The 18,992-nt window shown below is 43.2% G+C and carries 18 protein-coding genes and 6 tRNA genes; 21 read left to right on the forward strand and 3 right to left on the reverse strand.

Annotation, left to right across the window (positions count from 1 at the left end; translation table 11 throughout):
* Positions 1–343: 343 nt before the first annotated feature.
* The 9 genes from ACEW8F_RS01955 to aroD all read left to right on the forward strand — a co-directional run bounded on the left by ACEW8F_RS01955 (position 344) and on the right by aroD (position 7,401).
* Positions 344–418, forward strand: a tRNA-Gly gene (locus ACEW8F_RS01955).
* A 526-nt stretch (positions 419–944) separates the two neighbouring features.
* Positions 945–3,620, forward strand: a complete 2,676-nt coding sequence (fdhF, locus tag ACEW8F_RS01960; RefSeq protein ID WP_373481795.1) for a formate dehydrogenase subunit alpha — start codon at positions 945–947, stop codon at positions 3,618–3,620.
* A 61-nt stretch (positions 3,621–3,681) separates the two neighbouring features.
* Positions 3,682–4,296 carry a molybdenum cofactor guanylyltransferase gene (locus tag ACEW8F_RS01965; protein ID WP_373481796.1) on the forward strand — a complete coding sequence of 205 codons (615 nt, stop codon included), beginning with the start codon at positions 3,682–3,684 and terminating at the stop codon, positions 4,294–4,296.
* Between the two features lie 82 nt (positions 4,297–4,378).
* A complete protein-coding gene (locus tag ACEW8F_RS01970) occupies positions 4,379–5,074 on the forward strand; it encodes a TrkA C-terminal domain-containing protein (protein ID WP_373481797.1) in 696 nt (231 codons plus the stop codon).
* A 94-nt stretch (positions 5,075–5,168) separates the two neighbouring features.
* Positions 5,169–5,253 (forward strand) — tRNA-Leu (locus ACEW8F_RS01975).
* A gap of 7 nt (positions 5,254–5,260) precedes the next feature.
* Positions 5,261–5,335, forward strand: a tRNA-Gly gene (locus ACEW8F_RS01980).
* 64 nt (positions 5,336–5,399) lie between these two features.
* Positions 5,400–5,476, forward strand: a tRNA-Arg gene (locus ACEW8F_RS01985).
* A 99-nt stretch (positions 5,477–5,575) separates the two neighbouring features.
* Positions 5,576–6,583 (forward strand): nucleoid-associated protein, encoded by a 1,008-nt coding sequence (locus ACEW8F_RS01990; protein WP_373481798.1) that lies wholly within the window; start codon positions 5,576–5,578, stop codon positions 6,581–6,583.
* Between the two features lie 59 nt (positions 6,584–6,642).
* Complete coding sequence (gene aroD / locus ACEW8F_RS01995) at positions 6,643–7,401, forward strand: type I 3-dehydroquinate dehydratase (protein WP_373481799.1); 759 nt, start codon at positions 6,643–6,645, stop codon at positions 7,399–7,401.
* A 3-nt stretch (positions 7,402–7,404) separates the two neighbouring features.
* Here aroD and ACEW8F_RS02000 read toward each other — a convergent pair whose 3' ends face one another.
* Both ACEW8F_RS02000 and ACEW8F_RS02005 read right to left on the reverse strand, forming a co-directional pair.
* A complete protein-coding gene (locus ACEW8F_RS02000) occupies positions 7,405–8,112 on the reverse strand; it encodes a uracil-DNA glycosylase (RefSeq protein ID WP_373481800.1) in 708 nt (235 codons plus the stop codon).
* Positions 8,096–8,797 (reverse strand): HAD family hydrolase, encoded by a 702-nt coding sequence (locus tag ACEW8F_RS02005; RefSeq protein WP_373481801.1) that lies wholly within the window; start codon positions 8,795–8,797, stop codon positions 8,096–8,098. Before ACEW8F_RS02005 ends, ACEW8F_RS02000 begins: the two co-directional genes overlap by 17 nt.
* 139 nt (positions 8,798–8,936) lie before the next feature.
* On the opposite strand from ACEW8F_RS02005, the gene ispE reads away from it, so the two are divergent.
* Positions 8,937–9,815, forward strand: a complete 879-nt coding sequence (gene ispE / locus ACEW8F_RS02010; protein ID WP_373481802.1) for a 4-(cytidine 5'-diphospho)-2-C-methyl-D-erythritol kinase — start codon at positions 8,937–8,939, stop codon at positions 9,813–9,815.
* Positions 9,805–10,488 (forward strand): GntR family transcriptional regulator, encoded by a 684-nt coding sequence (locus ACEW8F_RS02015; RefSeq protein WP_373481803.1) that lies wholly within the window; start codon positions 9,805–9,807, stop codon positions 10,486–10,488. Before ispE ends, ACEW8F_RS02015 begins: the two co-directional genes overlap by 11 nt.
* An 86-nt stretch (positions 10,489–10,574) precedes the next feature.
* On the opposite strand, the gene lspA is transcribed toward ACEW8F_RS02015, so the two are convergent.
* A complete protein-coding gene (gene lspA / locus ACEW8F_RS02020; RefSeq protein WP_373481804.1) occupies positions 10,575–11,054 on the reverse strand; it encodes a signal peptidase II in 480 nt (159 codons plus the stop codon).
* Positions 11,055–11,245: 191 nt separating this feature from the next.
* On the opposite strand from lspA, the gene ACEW8F_RS02025 reads away from it, so the two are divergent.
* The 10 genes from ACEW8F_RS02025 to ACEW8F_RS02070 form a co-directional block, all read left to right on the forward strand.
* Positions 11,246–12,460 carry an AI-2E family transporter gene (locus ACEW8F_RS02025; protein ID WP_373481805.1) on the forward strand — a complete coding sequence of 405 codons (1,215 nt, stop codon included), beginning with the start codon at positions 11,246–11,248 and terminating at the stop codon, positions 12,458–12,460.
* A gap of 66 nt (positions 12,461–12,526) precedes the next feature.
* Positions 12,527–13,753, forward strand: a complete 1,227-nt coding sequence (gene tyrS / locus ACEW8F_RS02030; RefSeq protein ID WP_373481806.1) for a tyrosine--tRNA ligase — start codon at positions 12,527–12,529, stop codon at positions 13,751–13,753.
* An 11-nt stretch (positions 13,754–13,764) separates the two neighbouring features.
* Complete coding sequence (gene hisS, locus ACEW8F_RS02035) at positions 13,765–15,009, forward strand: histidine--tRNA ligase (protein ID WP_373481807.1); 1,245 nt, start codon at positions 13,765–13,767, stop codon at positions 15,007–15,009.
* Between the two features lie 161 nt (positions 15,010–15,170).
* On the forward strand, positions 15,171–16,364 hold the full coding sequence (locus ACEW8F_RS02040) for a class I SAM-dependent RNA methyltransferase (protein WP_373481808.1): 1,194 nt from the start codon (positions 15,171–15,173) through the stop codon (positions 16,362–16,364).
* Between the two features lie 71 nt (positions 16,365–16,435).
* Positions 16,436–17,422 (forward strand): 23S rRNA (guanosine(2251)-2'-O)-methyltransferase RlmB, encoded by a 987-nt coding sequence (rlmB, locus tag ACEW8F_RS02045; RefSeq protein ID WP_373481809.1) that lies wholly within the window; start codon positions 16,436–16,438, stop codon positions 17,420–17,422.
* Complete coding sequence (locus ACEW8F_RS02050) at positions 17,419–17,931, forward strand: NYN domain-containing protein (protein WP_373481810.1); 513 nt, start codon at positions 17,419–17,421, stop codon at positions 17,929–17,931. The genes rlmB and ACEW8F_RS02050 overlap by 4 nt, the downstream gene beginning before the upstream one ends.
* Before the next feature lie 12 nt (positions 17,932–17,943).
* On the forward strand, positions 17,944–18,552 hold the full coding sequence (gene sigH / locus ACEW8F_RS02055) for an RNA polymerase sporulation sigma factor SigH (RefSeq protein ID WP_373481811.1): 609 nt from the start codon (positions 17,944–17,946) through the stop codon (positions 18,550–18,552).
* Between the two features lie 61 nt (positions 18,553–18,613).
* Positions 18,614–18,698, forward strand: a tRNA-Tyr gene (locus ACEW8F_RS02060).
* A gap of 11 nt (positions 18,699–18,709) precedes the next feature.
* Positions 18,710–18,785: transfer RNA gene (locus ACEW8F_RS02065), tRNA-Thr, on the forward strand.
* A 70-nt stretch (positions 18,786–18,855) separates the two neighbouring features.
* A partial coding sequence (locus tag ACEW8F_RS02070; protein ID WP_373481812.1) for a GTP-binding protein occupies positions 18,856–18,992 on the forward strand: 137 nt, incomplete at its 3' end.

An 18,992-nucleotide genomic window follows, 5' to 3' on the forward strand; every position in this document is an offset into this window, starting at 1 on the left:
TTACCCTGGTCTGAGACACTGCCGGAAGAATGCCGGTCAACTATCAATAAAGAATAACCGCTATAAAAAAGCAGTCCTTTTGTGAGAACATTATCTCATCAATTGGACTGCTTTTCAATGTGGGCTGTATTTGACGCTTACAAAATACTGGCAAAATGACGATATCCTGCCTTGGGATAAAAAAACAGACGCTGAAAAACCAAGAAGCATCGTATCAACTAAAATGTTGAGACGAAACGATGTTTTAGCTCAATGGGATAGTGGATAGGATCCAATAAAAAAATTGCATTGGTAGAACTAAATGCTTGCAGTGTAATAAATTAATTGTTATAATAATACCGTTGCGGAAGTGGCTCAGTGGTAGAGCACTGGCTTCCCAAGCCGGGGGTCGCGGGTTCGAATCCCGTCTTCCGCTCCATATTAAGATAATAGCCACATCGAAACCATGAGTGTAAAGTTGCGCATAGCAATTTTACACTCTTTATTTGTTTCCTTAATAAGAGAGATGAATGAAGGCGAATAATTGAAGCCATGTATTGAGAATTGACTGAGATCTAAAAATCAATCTACTTCGAAAATAATTATCATGAAAATTAAAAAAGTAGGCAAAGCTGTAAATAATTTGTAGGAGTTTAAATAGCAACCAGGAGCTGCTGTCGCTAGATTACCCCTAGAATGACGGGTATTTTTTAAACGGGTATTTTATTGACGTTTAAATTTCGTTAGTTATATCACAAACTAATGATTTGAACGAATCCTAGTTCGTAATTGTTTAAAAAAACATTACATAATCCCATGGTACTGGGATTATCGATGATTTTCAAATGAATAAATATTCAAAGCTTAAATGAATATCTTAAAATAATTATTAGCTAAAAAACATCAATGACAAAATTAGTATTATAGAATATAATAGAGTCCTAAAAGAAGGGAGAAATAATTTTATGGTTAATTTGACAATTGATGGACAAAAAGTTAGTGTCGAATCAGGAACTACAATACTTAAGGCAGCTCGTTCCATAGGTATCGATATCCCGACATTATGTAATTTTAAAGACTTCACACCAGAAGGCAGCTGCCGCATGTGCCTCGTCGAAGTCGTTGGAGCAAGAAGACTCGAAACTTCCTGTTCAACCCCAGCAGCGGAAGGTATGGTGGTTAATACCAATACGCCGGAGGTAAGAGAAGCACGCCGTTTTGTATTAAAAATGCTTATGTCAGATCATACATTTGACTGTATGACATGTTATAAATATGGTTGTTGTGAATTTGTGGAATTTAATGCAAATTGTATTGAATATGATCCAATCAAAGAATTTGGGACCGAACGGGTGATGGCAAAACCTATCGACGATTCAAATCCGTTCTATACCTATGATCCCAACAAATGTGTACTTTGTAATCGCTGTATCAAAGTGTGTGAGCATCTTCAATGCAACCACATTTTAGCACAATGTGACCGCGGTTATGAAACCAATATTAATCCGGTCTTTGAAACCCCCAGAGGTAAGTCAGAATGTGTCAGCTGCGGTAACTGTATTGCTGTCTGTCCGACTGGCGCTTTGGCACCAAAACAGTTTAAACCATTCGCATATGCGAAAACGGTTCAGACTGTCTGTCCTTACTGCGGTGTTGGCTGTACCTTGAATTTAAAAGTAGTTGACAACAAAATTACTGACGTTTATAGTACTGAGGGAAATGTCAATGATAATCTGCTGTGTGTCAAAGGGCGTTTTGCCTACGATTTCGTCAGCAGTCCAGACCGTCTGACGACACCATTAATCCGAAAGAATGGGGTATTGGAAGAAGCGAGCTGGGAAGAAGCGTTAACTTTAGTAGCAGAGAAGCTTAAAGAAGCAAAAGCCGAAGGTCCGCAAGCGGTGGCAGGTCTGTCATCAGCACGTTGTACCAATGAAGATAATTATGTCTTCCAGAAGTTTATCCGGACTGTTGGAGAAACCAACAATGTTGATCACTGTGCCCGACTTTGTCATGCCTCAACCGTTGCCGGCTTGGCCAAATCCTTTGGTAGTGGTGCAATGACCAATAGTATTGACGAGATCGATATCATGGACGTCATATTTGTTACCGGTTCTAATACGACCGAAACCCATCCGGTTATTGGCGCAAAAATCAAACAGCGCCAACAAAAAGGGGCAGCCCTGATTGTCGCCGAACCCCGAAAAATCGAGTTGGCAAAATACGCTGATGTATTCCTACAAATCAAACCAGGGACAAATGTACCTCTTTTGAACGGGATGATGCGGGCAATTTTAGACGCTGAAGCAGAAGCGATTGATTTTTGTAAAGAGCGTACTGAAGGCTATGAGGAATTCCGTGAATTCATGGATACCATCACAGTTGAAGGCTGTGCCGAAATTTGTGGAGTTGATCCTGAAGACATGCGTAAAGCGGCGCTTCTCTATGCAACCAAGGATAAAGGCGGCATCTTCTATTCGATGGGGGTTACCCAACATAATTCTGGTACTGACGGCGTTATGTCGGTTGGTAATTTAGCAATGCTGACCGGAAAAATCGGTCGGGAAGGTTGTGGCGTAAACCCACTTCGTGGCCAGAATAACGTTCAGGGTGCCTGTGATATGGGAGCCTTGCCGGGAGATCTGCCGGGATATCAGAAAATAGCAGTTCCGGAAGTTGCTGAAAAATTTGAAAAAGCCTGGGGCTTGAAATTACCGACAAACGCCGGAAAAACATTGACCGAGATTATTAACGGGGTTGGTGATGGAACGGTTAAATTCCTATATGTCATGGGTGAAAACCCAGTCGTTTCAGATCCAGATACTAATCATGTTAAACATGCACTGGAAAAAGGAAACTTCGTGGTGGTACAGGATATTTTCTTAACGGAAACGACCGAATATGCTGATGTTATCTTGCCAGCTTTTGTTTATGCTGAAAAAGATGGGACCTTCACCAATACCGAACGGCGGATCCAACTATTAAGAAAAGCCGTCGAAGCTCCTGGGGATGCAAAAAATGACTGGGAAATTATTTCGTTAATTGCTCAGAAACTGGGTGCTAAAGGCTTTGATTTTACCAGTGCCGAAGAAATCATGGAAGAGATTGCCTCAGTAACGCCAAGCTACACGGGTGTTTCCCATGAACGACTGAGAAATGGGGATCGCATTCAATGGCCTTGCTTAAGCAAGGATTCTGAAGGTGCCAGATTCTTACACAAAGGCTTGTTTACACGTGGTAAGGGTTGGTTCGCGATTGCGGATTATATTCCGCCGCAAGATCAGGCCGATGAAGACTATCCACTGATCTTAATGACCGGTAGAATTCTTGAACATTATCATACTCGCACGATGACCATGCGTACTCCTGGTATCCAGGAGATTGCGGGCGAACCATTTGTTGAAATCAATCCAGAAACAGCTAAAAATTATGGCATCAATGAAGGTGACTTCATTACTGTTACATCTCCAAGAGGAAATGTTTCAGCCAAAACGCGATTTAACCCAGGCGTAATGGAAGCCAATCTTTTCATGCCGTTCCATTATGGGAATAACGGAGCCAATTATCTGACCGGTGGAGAACTGGATCCAGTGGCCAAAATTCCGCCATTTAAAGTGGTCAAAGTTAATATCAGTAAGTAAGGTTTCACTAAACCATGAAGAGGGTGCGTAAGCACCCTTTTTCGATTAAAGGAGGCAGGGTTTGAAAAAATTTGGTACAGCTGTGATCTTGTCAGGGGGGCTCAGCCGACGGATGGGATATGATAAAAAACAATTGCGGATTGGTGGTGAAAACATCATCGATCGCATTGTCAAACAGCTTTCTGATGATTTTGATGATATCATCATTGCCGGATCAAAACCGGAAGATCTTCCGGACATTTCGGCAGTCCGGGGCGTTTATCCGGATGCAGTGGAGCTGTCAGCATCCCTGGTTGGCATCTACACCGGTCTTTTGCATTCCCGATCGGAGTATCTATACGTAACAGCATGTGATATGCCAGTTTATAATCATGATTATGTGGTATACATGAAGTGTCTGATCGAAGATAATCCGGGAGTTGGCGGTTGTGTCACGCGTTTTGAAGATTGGATTGAACCCTTTAATTCTTTTTATCAGGTTGACCTTGCGCCAAAAGTGGCGACCTTCCTAGAAACCGGCCGTAAAAGTATCTATCAGTGTTTTGAAGTTGAGAACTTATATTACATTGATGAGAAAACAGGTCGGGAGTTCAGCCCGGATTGGGATATGTTCTGCAACTTAAACACCCCCAGTGAATTGAAAAATCATATCAATAAACGACGAGACTTGATTTAAACGGTAATATCCGGCATAATAGGAGTCGGAAGGTCAGACCGGGATAATGGTCAGATAGATGACCTTATGAAAAAGGAGGAGCATGAGTTTTAATTTATCGCTTGTCAGTTTTTTTGTCCTGATAATTGCTTATTTCATCGTGGTGGAGATATTTACGGTCCTTTTCCGCCTCACCGGTTTAAGGGAGGATAAAGCCCGTTTCCAGGCAGTGTCCTGCATGACTAACAGCGGCTTCACCACCAGGGAAAGTGAACTGATTCTTAATTCGGCGGCAAGGCGCAATCTGGCCAGAGTGATGATGCTGTTTGGTTATCTTTTTGCGGTGTCCGGGGTTTCTCTTTTAGTCAATTTGTTTTTTCGTTCTTCCGGCGATCAGATCAATTGGATGACGATTCTTTATTCACTTATTTTTCTTGTGGTGATTCTCGTAATAACTCGATCCAAATGGATTGTCAGAAAATTCGATGAACTGGTAGAGCGACTGGCGAAGAATAAAAAGAAGGGTACCTTCTGTAACAATGTTCGTGTTTTAGAGATGTTTCATGACAAGCTCATTGCCGAGGTTTTTGTAACCTGTATTCCCCCGGAAATCAAAGGTAAAACCTTGCTGGAAATGAATTTTCGCCACACCTACAAATTAAATATTCTGTTAATAAAGCGGGGCAATACGATTATGGATCATGTCATTGCGTCTGATCAGATTAAACAGGGAGACCGGGTTTTAATTTACGGATCCAAGAGCAATATTATGGATCTGTTTAAAGATAGCATTGAATAAATAAAAAAAAACGAAAAAAATATCAAAACGGGTTGACAAAACCCATGTGTTTTGTTATTATAATCAGGCACGTTACAGAAAACAACATTGCTTAGCGGATGTGGCGGAATTGGCAGACGCGCTAGACTTAGGATCTAGTATCAATTGATGTATGGGTTCAAGTCCCTTCATCCGCACCAGTTATAAGCGGAAGTGGCTCAGTGGTAGAGCATCGCCTTGCCAAGGCGAGGGTCGCGAGTTCAAATCTCGTCTTCCGCTCCAAAATTTAATAAATCTGAAGCGATTTGGGCAGAGCCCGGATCATTCTTTTTTAACCTACTTATGTGCGCCCATAGCTCAATTGGATAGAGTGCCTGGCTTCGAACCAGTAGGTTGGGGGTTCGAGCCCCTCTGGGCGTACCATAAACGTGCTTAAACAGTCATCCGTGGCTGTTTTTTATTTGCGCAAAAGTAGTTAATAAGTTATGATAAGATAAGACAAAATCAGAATAGGAAAATAAAATGAAGTTAGAAATGAGTATTAACAAAGCGATCTTACATGTATTAGATACCAACGCCAATATCCCGGTGTTATCGGATATGCTCCTGAACATGACCGTATTAGTTAAAGAATATGTGGAAAAACATGTGGAAAGATCGATGAAAGATCCGGAGATCAAACGAACGGTCTTTCGTTCGGGCAGTCCTTTTAAAGAACGAATCATTGATTACAAAAATAATCCCCATGAGCTGATTCGGGTCAGTTCAGAAGTATCCCAGCTGTTTTTCGATTATATGCTGGAAAACATTGAAATTCCATCCGCCGATCTGGTTTTTGTGGACTTCAATGTCGAACATGAAACCTATTTGGGCATTTTCAAGTTTAACTATAAACAGGGTTATATCCACTATGTGAATACCGACAATGGTCTGACCAATGATATCCTGGTACAGCCATGTGTGCTACCAACGGAAAGTCAGAAACTGGATGAATTTATTCTCATCAATCTGGCCAGTGATGAGGTTCTGATCAAGGAAAAAAAATATCCGATCAATAATGAGAAGGACTATTATATTTCCAGTCAATTAATTTTTTGTGAGCCGGCGATTTCGGAAAAAGAAGCCTTCGACATTATCGATAAAACAGTCAAGGAAGTGATAGTCAGAGAATATGGTGGCGATTATGAAAAGCTGAATGCCGCTAAAACGGTGCTGGCTGATGATTATGAAACCGAAAGCGAAATCGACGTGGATAATCTGGCTAAAACGGTTTTTGACGGGGATTCGACCATTCAGGATCGTTTTAGATCGTCTTTGGAAGAAAAAGGACTCTATGAAAAGAAGATCCCGGTCACCCCGAATATTGAAAAGAAGATCTTTGGCAAACAAAAGTTTGTTACGGATACGGGCATTGAAATCAGTATTCCCATGGATCAGCTAAAGCGAAATGACATCATTGAGTTTAAAAACAACCCGGATGGCACCATCTCCGTGGAAATCAAGAATATCGGACTGTTAAACCAGAAGTAAATAGTCGCATTGTTGACGCTTTTACAATGATGAATCATAGATTTGAAAGGAAGAGTTTTATGAAGACAAAAAAAGCATTTAAATTAATCAGAAAAAACACCTTTATCTCGTGTATTCCATTGATCAGTGCCAATCGAAATGAATTATTGGCTGATGTTGAGGTGGGGGTAGCAAATGGCTGTGATTTTTTAGAGTGGCGCCGGGATCATTTTATGCCGGGGGAGCTGCTTACGGCTGCCGAAGAACAGGAGCTGTTAAATGAAATAAAAACCAGAATGCCTGATCAGGGACTTATTTATACCTATCGCAGTCATCTGGAAGGCGGCATTTGTGAAACTCCGGATGAGATCCGGGCAGCTGCAATGATTGCTGCGATAAAAAGTAACCGGGTCGACTATGTGGACGTGGAACTTAATAGTGAGCCGGCTTTTCGGGAGCGAATTATAGAGGCTTTAAAAGCGAGTGAAACGAGGTGGCTGGTTTCCCATCATAACTTTGAGAAAACCCCGGCTGAAGAGGAAATAAGCGCTGTTTTCAGGGTAATGGAAGAAGCAGGCGGCGATGTCCTTAAACTGGCGGTGATGCCGCAGACAATGGATGACGTTCGCCATTTAATCCAGGCAACCCTTACTTATAACGAAAAATCCCGGAAACCGATGATTGCCATTGCGATGGGATCATTGGGGTCAATCACCCGAATCGCACCCGATCTGTGCGGCGGTTCCCTGACCTTTGCGGCGGGGGTCGGGAAAACAGCCCCTGGTCAGCTCAGTCTGGAAGAAATAATCGATCTGCGAAAAAGAATGGCTCTGATTTAATTATCAGAGCCATTCTTTTTCGCTAACAGGAAAATCAAGATTTTTAATACACCAGTCAATGGGGGGGATATCCATGGCTTTCAGTAGCACGTTTGCTCTGGAAAAAGGACGACTGCCGAAAAATCCCCGATGGGCCGATAATGGACTGGGATGAGGAGATGCGATGATGGGATGCCGGGGGTTGGTAATCAGGGCTTTTTTATTTTGAGCATCGCGACCCCAGAGAACAAAAATAACTGGTTCTGCCCGGGTGTTTAATCGTTCAATGATCCGGCTGGTGAAAATCTCCCAACCTGAATTTCGGTGGGAACCGGCTTCACCGCCCCGGACGGTCAGAACGGCGTTGAGCAGCAGCACCCCTTGCTCAGCCCAGGTGGTTAAACAGCCATGGCTGGGAATGGGGCATCCCAAATCGGTTTCCAGTTCTTTATAGATGTTTAGCAGCGAAGGGGGGATCGAGACCCCGGGTTTGACCGAAAAAGCCAGTCCATGGGCTTGTCCCGGACCATGATAGGGGTCCTGACCGATAATACAAACCTTGGTCTGCGATAATGGCGTCAGGTGAAAGGCGTTGAAAATATCATGCATGGGCGGATAAACCACCCGGCTTTGATATTCTTTAATCAGAAAATGTCGAAGCTTCAGATAATATTCGGTTTTTAATTCCTGTTGAATGGGTTGTTCCCAATCGTTATCAAAATGAATCGGCATGGCTTAATCTCCTATGAAAATGTTTGCTGAATTCAGGGGTCATGAGTTCCCGGAAACTTTGAATATGGTGAAGACTGGATTCCTTGATGCGGTCCAACCGATGGGATTGAAGGGCATCATCGACGGAAATTACTGTCATCCCTGCCGACCGGGCACCGTGAATTCCTTCAAGAGTGTCTTCAAATACCAGACAGTGCTCGGGTAAAACATCAAGGGCTTTAGCAGCAGCAAGAAAAACGTCGGGATGGGGTTTGCCCCGTCCCACTTCGCAGGTAAAGTGCAACGAATGAAAATATTGATCAATACCGTATTGTGGTAAAAAAAGTTCAAGAGTTGACCGGGTATTAGAAGTGGCTATCGCCATGGGGATAGCGTGGGCATCAACCCAGGATAAAAAGGGTAGCGCTCCAGGTTTGAAACCAATTTCGTTGAGAATGGCGTTCCGGGACATCTCGTCCCATTCGGCCTTGATTTCGGCGATGGAATCGGGAAGCAAAAACCGTTCTTTAAAGTATTCAGCGGTTTCGGTAAAACTTTTTCCGGAGATCGCCATGGACAAATCATTGGGACAGAGAAGACCGCGGCGCCTGAGAAAATCGACATCGATCTGGTGCCAGAGATTCATGGAATCGACAAGGGTACCATCAAAATCAAAAATAATAGCATGAATATGTTGAGCTAGCATGGCGGAACCTTTCAGGAAAGTAATGCCTTGATTATACACTATAAAACCAGGTTGTAACCATGATTTTTTATTCCAATAAAAGATAGATTATGATATAATGGATAAAGTATACAATATTATGAGTGCAATGTGAGGGAACATGAATAAGGTTATGCTAAAAGCCAGAGCAAAAGTAAATCTATCTTTGGATGTCATCGGCGTTCGGGAAGATGGATATCATGAGATGAAAATGATAAATCATTCCATCGATTTGAATGATGTGCTGACCTTTGAATCCTGTGATGAGGGGATTATCCTGACTTCCAATGAGAATACCATTCCCCTGGACGAAAGAAATTTGGTGATTAAGGCAGCTCGAAAACTTCACCGTCAGTTCAATGTCAAACAGGGGGTTAAAATTTATCTGGAAAAGCGCATTCCGGCTCAGGCCGGCCTGGCCGGCGGCAGCAGCGATGCCGCGGCAACCTTAAAGGGTCTGAATGTGCTTTGGCAACTGGGGCTTTCACAGTCGGAGCTTTTGGCAATTGGCGTAACCATTGGGGCAGATGTACCCTATTGTCTGGTTGGCGGCACGGCTCTGGTGGAAGGTATCGGGGAAAAAATAACACCCATAAAAGATCTGCGAAAGATGGCTGTTCTGGTGGTGAAGCCGGACATTGATATCGCCACACCCTGGGCCTTTAAAAAACTGGACGACTCGACCATTGAAAAACATCCGGATATCGCGGCGATTATTGAGTTACTGGAAGATGAACGTTACGATGGCTTGAAAGAGACTGTGGGAAATGTCTTTGAAGCAATTGCCTTTGCCGACTATCCTGAAATAGAAATGATTAAAAAAGAAATGTTAGCGCAGGGAGCCCTGGCCGCCATCATGACCGGCAGCGGGTCCACGGTTATTGGTTATTATCCGGATCAACAATTAGCAGTACGATCCTGGCAACAATTTAAAGGAAAATATACGATGTGTTTTTTTAGTAAAACAGCAGAAAATGAAGGAGAAAACGATGTGGAATGAGAAAAAAGGTTTAAGTCTTGATATAAGTTCCTGTAAGCCATTGCGGGAAATTGTTTTTGAAACCATTCGCTGTGCCATTATTACCGGCGAACTTCAGCCGGGACAACGTTTAATGGAGGTTCAGCTGGCTGAACAAATGGGGGTCAGCAGAACGCCGGTGAGAGAATCGATCAGAAAGCTTGAACTTGAAGGACTGGTAAAAATGGTGCCAAGAAAGGGTGTTTATGTGACCCCGATGTCGGTGAATGACCTCAAAGAAATGATGGAAATAAGGCGGGCTCTTGAAGGTCTGGCAGCTGAGCTGGCGGCCACGAATGCCACGAAAGAGGAAATTGGCAGGCTTTATGAAGCCAATGAGCGATTCGGCGAATCGGCCCTGCATAATGACGAAGAGGGCATCATTAAACATGACATGCATATTCATGAGACGATTTATATAGCATCGAAAAATGTGAAATTACAGACAATGATCAATAGTCTCCGAGAGCAGATGCAACGGTTTCGGGCAGAATATGTCCATCGTATTGAAGACAAAAACCCTCTGGTAAATCAGCATATGGAAATAATCCGACAGATTGAAAAGGGTGAGTGCTTAAAAGCCAATCTGGCCGCCTGCGAACACATCCATACCACCGGCGACAGCATGCTCAGTTTGTTGGAAAAAACAGAGTAAATCGATCGTAAAAACGCTTCCCTGGGATAAACAATCATTGTTGTATCCAGGGAAGCGTTTTATTTGGCCAACTTCATTTTTAGGGCTTATTCCAGGGGACCGAAATCATTGTTCTCCAAAAAATTCTTATTGTTAAATAGGGCAATGACAAGTACAATGCTGCCACACACCACAAATATATCGGCAAAATTAAAAATTGCAAACTTGATTGCTCGGAAGTCTAGAAAATCTACCACAAAATTGAGGCGCAGTCGATCCAATAGATTACCGGCAGCGCCACCAATGATAAAGGCCAGGGAGATGTTGATGACTCGATTCTCTTTGGTATCCGGTATTTTAATTAAAAAATAAATTAATACACCAATAAAAACCAAAGTCATAAGAATTAAAAAAATCTGTTTGTTTGTCATCAGACTAAATGCGGCACCGGTATTTTCGACATAGGTTAAATGAAAAACATCAGGAATCAGGGGCAGTGTATCAATTGGTTTTATATGTGCAATGACCAGGTATTTTGAATACTGATCAAGGAAAATGGCAAAAAGGATAATAGCGATATAGATCATGGTTTCTCCTTAGTAAAGAATTGACTATAAAAATATTATGATAATTTTCTTTAAAATACAAGGAAAACTTCAATTCATGCTTGTTTTATTTTAGTTTAATCATAATTTAAGAATCTATTTGAAACTGCTTTAAATTTTTCAAGTTAAATGTTAAGATATAAATCGAGTTAAAAACGGTACCGGAGGAGCATGTGAAATTTAAAATTGATATGGAACTTGTTAAAAAATATAGCTACTTTTTAGTTGGCGCCCTCATCCTGCTTTTGATATATAAATTATTGGATAACTTTGCAGTGGTTACCGGTACCATCGTCGGAGTGATTACCGGCATATTAGAAGTGCTGATGCCGATTCTTGCAGGAGTGGTGCTGGCCTATTTACTTTTTAGGCCGATGCGGGGAATTGAAAAGTTTGTGTTCAAGACGATTCCCAAAAGTCAGAACCGCGAGCGGACAATTCGGCTGATTTCAATCCTGATTGTGTATGTGATCACAATTATTTTAATTGTCTTGTTTTTTTACGCCACCATTCCGTCAGTGATTGAAAGCCTTACCGGCCTGATTGCCCAAACACCCGAATATCTAACAATTATTGACAATTACTTGGGTGAGAGTCTGGCCAAAGGCGGAGCCGCAAAGGATATTTTAACCGAACTGAAAGTGGCCATTGACAGTCTTCAAAATATGACGGCAATGGATTTGCTCAATCAGATCACCTCATATTTTGGGGCAAATCCGGATTCCATTAAAAACATCGGGAATTTTGCCTTTGTGTTTTTAAAGGGAACCATCGGCTTTGTCATCAGCTTCTTTATCGTCTTTTTTGTGGGACTCTATTTGATGCTGGATAAAGAAAAAATCAGTGATCAGGTCGATCGCTTTGCCAAAGCGGTGCTGAATAGAACCTTGTATAATGGCTCCCACTGGGCGATCCTGACCATTGATGAAATTTTTTACAAGTACTTTACCGGGAAAATTTTAACATCGATGCTGATTGGATTTTTGTTTTATCTGGGACTGTTGGTGATTGGCGTCGAATACGCCCCTTTATTTGGGGTGATTGTGGCCATTACCAATGTGATTCCCTACTTTGGTCCAATTATCGGAGCGGTTCCGGCCGTCATTATTACCTTTATCGATGAGCCGGTCAAGGCCCTTTGGGTAGGGATATGGATTCTTGTTGTGCAACAGTTTGACGGCAATGTTTTAGCCCCCAATGTGCTGGGGAAAATTGTCGAGCTCAATCCCTTCTGGGTGTTATTCTCGGTTATTGTCGGAGGCAGTCTCTTTGGCATTCCGGGCATGTTTGTGGCCATTCCGGTGTTTGCCGTGATTAAGGTCTTTTTTGAAGAGGGCTTAACCCGATGGGAACATAAAAAAGAACTGCTGGAGAAACCACTGGAATAATCAGCAACAGAAAAATTAGCATAATTACTGGGAAAAACTCATTGAATAAGGAAAGGACATAGATTAATGGAAAGTGTATTTGACGTATTGCAGGAGCGGGGGTTTATTGAACAATGCACCCACGAAGAGGAAATAAAAAAATTACTGGCGGAAGAATCCGTTTCTTTCTATATCGGCTTTGATCCAACGGCAGACAGCCTTCATATTGGACATTTCATTCAGATCATGGTTATGGCTCACATGCAACGGCATGGACATCGCCCCATTGCGCTGATTGGTGGAGGAACCACAATGATTGGCGATCCATCCGGCCGATCCGATATGCGTCAGGTAATGACACCGGAACGGATTGCCGAAAATGGCGAAAAATTTAAAAAGGTCTTTGAAAAATTTCTGACTTTTGAAGATGATAAGGCGGTGATGCTTAATAATGCCCAGTGGCTGCTGCCCCTAAATTACATCGATTTTTTACGGGAAATCGGAGCGCATTTTTCCGTCAATCGGATGCTGACTGCGGATTGTTATAAATCGCGGTTGGAAAAAGGACTGACCTTTCTGGAATTCAATTATATGCTGCTTCAGGCTTATGATTTTTATGTGTTGCATAAAGAACAGCGCTGTAAGATGCAGTTTGGCGGAAATGATCAGTGGTCCAACATTATTGCTGGGGTTGAACTGGTCCGCCGTAAAGATGCCGAGCAGGTCTTCGGCATGACTTTTTCACTGCTGACCACCAGCGAAGGGATCAAAATGGGGAAAACCGCTAAAGGCGCCTTATGGCTGGATCCGGACAAAACATCGCCCTATGAATTTTACCAGTACTGGCGAAATATTGCCGATGCCGATGTGGAAAAATGTCTGGCGCTGCTGACCTTTATTCCGATGGACGAGGTCCGTCGACTGGGGGCTCTTAAAGACTCTGAAATTAACCAGGCCAAGGAAATCCTGGCCTTTACGGTCACCGAGATTATTCACGGCCCGGAAGCTGCCCAAGAAGCCCAAAATGCTGCCCGCAAACTTTTTGCCGGAGATCAGGGGGATGCTGAGATACCCAGTGTCGAACTGACAAAAACAGAGCTGGGCGATGGAATGAACATTGTGGACTTATTGGAAGTGGCCAAACTGATTCCGACCCGCAGTGAAGGACGGCGCTTAATCGGACAGGGCGGAGTGCTGCTAAATGGCGAAAAAGTAACTGATTTTAAATTGTTGGTAACCCCGGCAGATTTTAAAGATGGAAAAATTGTTCTCAAAAAGGGCAAAAAAGCATTCAAGCAAATTAATTTAGTATAGAAGGTGACCAGATGATCAGTTCAAAACCTGTAAGAGGGACCCGGGATATTTTACCCGAGGAAATGAAAATTCGGGATCGGTTGGAACAACAGATATTGGCAGTCTACCGTTCTCATGGGTTTAGTCGGATTGAAACTCCGGTAATGGAAAATCTGGAATTGCTGCTGGGCAGTGACGGGGGCGAGAATTTAAAAATGCTTTTTACCATTTTGAAACGTGGTGAAAAGCTTAGCTTAAATCAGGATGCCAGGGTGTCGGAGCTTTGTGATATGGGTTTGCGCTTTGATTTGACCTTACCGCTAAGCCGTTTTTATTCAAACAATCAGGAAGGGCTGGAAACGCCGTTTAAGGCGATACAGATTGGTAACGTCTTTCGGGCGGAACGACCTCAAAAAGGACGATTTCGGGCCTTTAAACAATGTGATATAGATATCATCGGTGATCCCACCGTCCAGGCCGAGATTGAGCTGATGGATACCACCGCCAAAGCGCTGTTGGCGATGGGATTTTCCGGGTTCACGATAAAAGTGAATCATCGCCAGCTACTCAGTGAAGTCATTATAAAGGCCGGATTTGCGGCGGATCAGGTCGGAACGGTTTGTATTTCACTCGATAAAATGGATAAGATCGGAGTCGCTGGAGTAACCGGCGAATTGTTGGAAAAGGGACACGAGCAGGAAAAAGTAGACAAGCTGATGGCCTGTGTTACTGGTATCAATCTCGACAATTTGGATCAGTGGGTGGAAGATGCCGCTGCCATTGGCGAATTGACCGAAGTGATCAATACCGTCAAAACCCTGGCAAAAGAACAATTTGAAGTTGTTTTTGATTTTTCGCTGATCCGGGGCATGGGTTATTACACCGGTCTGATCTTTGAAGTCAGCTATGGCCCCTATGGCTATTCCATTGCCGGCGGCGGCCGTTATGACAACATGATCGGGAAGTACAACAAGGTTTCGGTGCCGGCGGTTGGTTTTTCGATTGGCTTCGAACGGATTATAACCATTCTCATGGAAGAACAGCAAGATGCCCGGCAGATTGACCCGGCTGTGATTCTGTTCTACGACCCCCAAACCAGTAACATGGTGGATGTCATTGGTACCGGCGATCTCTGGCGGAGCAAAGGCTTTCTGGTGAATCTGGTGGCAATGAAGAAAAAATTCGGCAAACAGATCGCTGCCTGGGATAACGGACAATATCAAGGATTTCTGGTTTTTGGCCGGGATGAAGAAATAAAGAAATTTCAGGAAAATTAATTTTTATTACCCCAAACACCGGTATGCGAAGGTCATGCCGGTGTTTTATTTTAGCTTTTTTGTTGTGATGTGAATATTTTTAAGAATAAATTGAAAATATATGCTATAATGTAATATTGATAGTTAAAATGGATCAAAAAATAACGATAAAGGAAAAATGAATGCCGAAAATAGTAAATTTAATTGCCACGGTCGCTTTTGGAATCGAAAGTGTGGTAAAGGACGAAATAAAAAAACTGGGATACGAAGTAACGGAAGTTGAGAACGGAAAAATCCGTTACGCCGGACCATTGGAAGCGATTCCCCGCTCAAACCTGTGGCTCCGCTGTGCCGATCGGGTGCTGCTGGAGATTGGTCGTTTTAAAGCCGAAACCTTTGATGAATTGTTTGAGAAAACAAAGGCATTGCCATGGGAAAACTGGATCCCCGTTGATGGAGAATTTCCAGCGGCTAAAATCACCAGCGTCAAATCGACCCTGTTCAGTAAATCTGACGGGCAGCGAATTGTCAAAAAAGCGGTGGTGGAACGATTAAAATCAAAATACCATGTCGAATGGTTTGATGAGAATGGCGGCAAGTATCCCATTCATATTCAAATTCTCAAGGATGAGGTCACCCTGTCCATTGACACCAGTGGCTCGGGTCTTAATAAGCGCGGGTACCGTCAATATGGAAATGAGGCGCCGCTGAAAGAAACCATCTCAGCAGCGCTGGTTTATCTATCCCGCTGGCGGCCGGATCGCGTTTTTCTGGACCCCCTTTGCGGTTCCGGAACGATTGTCATTGAAGCGGCGCTGATCGGTAAAAATATTGCCCCCGGTCTGAAGCGGGATTTTGTTTCTGAAACCTGGGACGCCATTCCGGCTGAGTTATGGGAACAGGCCAGGCAGGAAGCCCGGGAGGCCATCAACGATAAAGAATTTTTACTGCTGGGCTCCGACTGTGATGCGGACGCCCTGAAACAGGCGCGAACCAATGCCGAACTGGCCGGGGTCGCTGATCTGGTTGCTTTTCAAAAATTAGCGGTCCAGTCGATTTCCACCAAGAAAAAATATGGGGTCATTATCACCAATCCGCCTTATGGCGAGAGAATTGGTGAAGAAAAAGAAATTCAGCGTTTATATCGGGATATGGGTAAGGTCTTTCGAAGTCTGGAGGACTGGTCTTATTTTATTATTACTGGTTATGAAAAGTTTGAAAAATTCTTTGGCGAAGCATCAACCAAAAACAGAAAATTGTATAATGGCGATATCAAGACCCATTATTACCAGTATTATGGGCCGCTGCCACCGCGCAAACGAAAACCGGACGAAGCGGCAGAAAGCATTAACGATACAACCGAAATAAACGAATAATACTGCGAAATAATGCCGGAATCGATTTATCTAGAAATAAATCGAAAAAAAATAAAAGAATAGGTGAAAAGATGAAAAAAATTTCAAATAGTCGATCAAACAGCAGCAAGACCAGTGATAAGCCCCGAAGCAAGAAAAGCGACAACGCTTCAAAAGGAGATAAAAAGCCCCGCCAGTTTGAAGAACGTGGCGCCAAGGACGATAAAAAACCGCGAAAATTTGACAGCAGAGGACCAAAAGAAGATCGTGGTCCCCGTCGCTTTGACGATCGGAAGCCGCCGCGCAAGCATGAGGGTTTTAATCGCGAAGATGATGGCGTAACTGAAGAAACGTTTATAGTTGTGGGAAAAAACCCGGTTATGGAAGCCCTCCGTTCCGGCCAGGAAATTGATAAATTATTGATCTTAAAAGACAACACCGATCACGTTCTCAAAAAGATTACCGATATGGCCAAAAAACAGAATATCATTATCCATTCAGTCGAAAAAGCAAGACTGGAGTACCTGGCCGACGGTCAGGTTCATCAGGGGATTGTGGCGCTGATGGCGCCATTCCCGTACAGTAATCTGCAGGATATCCTCAATCATGCCAAAGCTAAGGGACGAGACCCCTTTATTGTTATTTTAGATCATTTGACGGATCCCCATAATCTGGGGGCGATAATAAGGAGTGCCAATATTTGCGGGGCTGACGGAGTGATCATTCCTAACCGCCGATCTGCTTCTTTGACAGCCGTTTCGGTAAAAGCATCTTCCGGCGCGGTATCCCACACCCCGATTGTCAAGGTGACGAATCTCAGCCAGACGATTGATGAACTCAAGAAAAAAGGGTTCTGGATCATGTCGACTGACATGAAGGGTAATCCCTATTATAAAGCCGACTATAAGGGCTCACTGGCCATTGTCATCGGTAATGAAGGCACCGGAATCAGCGAAAAAGTTAAAAAACAATGCGATTTTTCGGTATCCATTCCCATCCATGGCGAGATCGAATCCTTTAATGCTTCGGCAGCAGCAGCGATCATTTTTGCAGAGGCTGCCAAACAGCGATTTCAATGAAAACCATATTAATTGTGGATGGCTATAATGTCATCCACGGTTCCGATGATTTAAAACGTCTTTCCGAAATCCAACTGGAAGAGGCACGGGTAAAGCTGATCAATGATTTAAATGGCTACAGCGGATTCAAAGGATGGGAAACCATCCTTGTTTTCGATGCCTATCAGCAGCAAACCCTGGAAAAACGCGAAGAGCTGGTGGGTCGGATCAAGGTGGTTTTTACGGAAAAGAATAAAACCGCCGACAGCTACATTGAAAAACTGGTTTACAGCCTGCCTAAAGCTTACAGCGTGCGGGTAGTGACATCGGATTTTACCCTGCAGCAGAGGGTGATGGCCAGTGGCGCCGAACGGGTTCCGGTACGGGAGCTGATCCAGGATATGGAAGCAACGTTAAAAAACTTTCGTGATGACAAGAAAAAAAGTGTGCAAAAGCAAGGGGTCAAGCTCAGTGATTTTTTAGATGCAGAGACTCTGGATCAATTTAACAAAATGCGCGTTAAAGAATAATGCGAGGACAAAATGGTAAAGATTAACAATGATAAAATATCAGAATTAGAAATTGTAAACCGTGCCCAGCAGGGGGACAAGGAAGCTGAAGAATTCTTGCTGGAAAAATATCGAAAAAATGTCCTGATCCGGGCCCGCTCCTATTACCTGGTCGGTGGGGACAATGAAGATCTGATCCAGGAAGGGATGATTGGTTTGCTCAAAGCGATTTGGGATTTTCGCCCGGATCGGGAAGCGCAGTTTTCAACCTTTGCCAATCTCTGTGTTGAACGACAAATCCAAACTGCCATCAGTTCAGCCAACCGCCAGAAACATATGCCACTGAATAATTCAGTATCAATTTATGCGGCCGTGTCGGAAGAAGAACCCCAGAATATCATAATCGACCGGCTGGCCGCAAAAAAAAGCGTGGAACCCGGGGTGGAGTTAATTAAAGCCGAAGAATTGGAACAATTGATGATTGATGTTAAACGGGAATTATCCAGTTTTGAAAAAAAAGTCCTTGCTTACTATATTCAGGGCGCCTCCTACTACGAAATTTCCCGGGCTTTGGACTGCGGTAATAAATCGGTGGACAATGCCTTACAGCGAATTCGAAAAAAAATTGGCAAAAAAATATAGAAAACAGTTGACAAAAATGAAAAAACAAACTATTATAGAGAAGCTGAATTAATAAGCAAGTGGGAGAATGCCCGAGTGGCTAAAGGGGGCGGACTGTAAATCCGTTGACGACGTCTACGATGGTTCGAAACCATCTTCTCCCACCATTTTATTATAAGCCCTCATAGCTCAGTAGGTAGAGCACCACCATGGTAAGGTGGGGGTCTCCGGTTCAAATCCGGATGAGGGCTCCATTTTTATATCATAAATTAAAATTGACATAGTAGTAAAACGATAATTTTTAGATTTTTAAGGAGAATACAAATGGCAAAGTCAAAATTTGAAAGAAATAAGCCCCATGTAAATGTTGGAACAATTGGTCACGTCGATCATGGTAAAACCACATTAACAGCGGCAATCACATCTGTATTAAATAAGCGATTTGGAACTGGTCAAGCCGT

Origin of the sequence: Acetobacterium sp., assembly GCF_041752335.1 — a bacterium.
Taxonomy (GTDB): domain Bacteria; phylum Bacillota; class Clostridia; order Eubacteriales; family Eubacteriaceae; genus Acetobacterium.

What these genes read in the sequence shown, in the direction of transcription:
- ACEW8F_RS01970 (WP_373481797.1), top strand. Translation starts at nt 4,379, where the DNA reads ATGAGTTTTAATTTATCGCTTGTCAGTTTTTTTGTCCTGATAATTGCT.
- ACEW8F_RS02040 (WP_373481808.1), top strand. Translation starts at nt 15,171, where the DNA reads ATGCCGAAAATAGTAAATTTAATTGCCACGGTCGCTTTTGGAATCGAA.
- ACEW8F_RS01990 (WP_373481798.1), top strand. Translation starts at nt 5,576, where the DNA reads ATGAAGTTAGAAATGAGTATTAACAAAGCGATCTTACATGTATTAGAT.
- hisS (WP_373481807.1), top strand. Translation starts at nt 13,765, where the DNA reads ATGATCAGTTCAAAACCTGTAAGAGGGACCCGGGATATTTTACCCGAG.
- sigH (WP_373481811.1), top strand. Translation starts at nt 17,944, where the DNA reads ATGGTAAAGATTAACAATGATAAAATATCAGAATTAGAAATTGTAAAC.
- ACEW8F_RS02005 (WP_373481801.1), bottom strand. Translation starts at nt 8,797, where the DNA reads ATGCTAGCTCAACATATTCATGCTATTATTTTTGATTTTGATGGTACC.
- lspA (WP_373481804.1), bottom strand. Translation starts at nt 11,054, where the DNA reads ATGATCTATATCGCTATTATCCTTTTTGCCATTTTCCTTGATCAGTAT.
- aroD (WP_373481799.1), top strand. Translation starts at nt 6,643, where the DNA reads ATGAAGACAAAAAAAGCATTTAAATTAATCAGAAAAAACACCTTTATC.
- ACEW8F_RS02000 (WP_373481800.1), bottom strand. Translation starts at nt 8,112, where the DNA reads ATGCCGATTCATTTTGATAACGATTGGGAACAACCCATTCAACAGGAA.
- ACEW8F_RS02015 (WP_373481803.1), top strand. Translation starts at nt 9,805, where the DNA reads ATGTGGAATGAGAAAAAAGGTTTAAGTCTTGATATAAGTTCCTGTAAG.
- ispE (WP_373481802.1), top strand. Translation starts at nt 8,937, where the DNA reads ATGAATAAGGTTATGCTAAAAGCCAGAGCAAAAGTAAATCTATCTTTG.
- ACEW8F_RS02050 (WP_373481810.1), top strand. Translation starts at nt 17,419, where the DNA reads ATGAAAACCATATTAATTGTGGATGGCTATAATGTCATCCACGGTTCC.
- fdhF (WP_373481795.1), top strand. Translation starts at nt 945, where the DNA reads ATGGTTAATTTGACAATTGATGGACAAAAAGTTAGTGTCGAATCAGGA.
- tyrS (WP_373481806.1), top strand. Translation starts at nt 12,527, where the DNA reads ATGGAAAGTGTATTTGACGTATTGCAGGAGCGGGGGTTTATTGAACAA.
- rlmB (WP_373481809.1), top strand. Translation starts at nt 16,436, where the DNA reads ATGAAAAAAATTTCAAATAGTCGATCAAACAGCAGCAAGACCAGTGAT.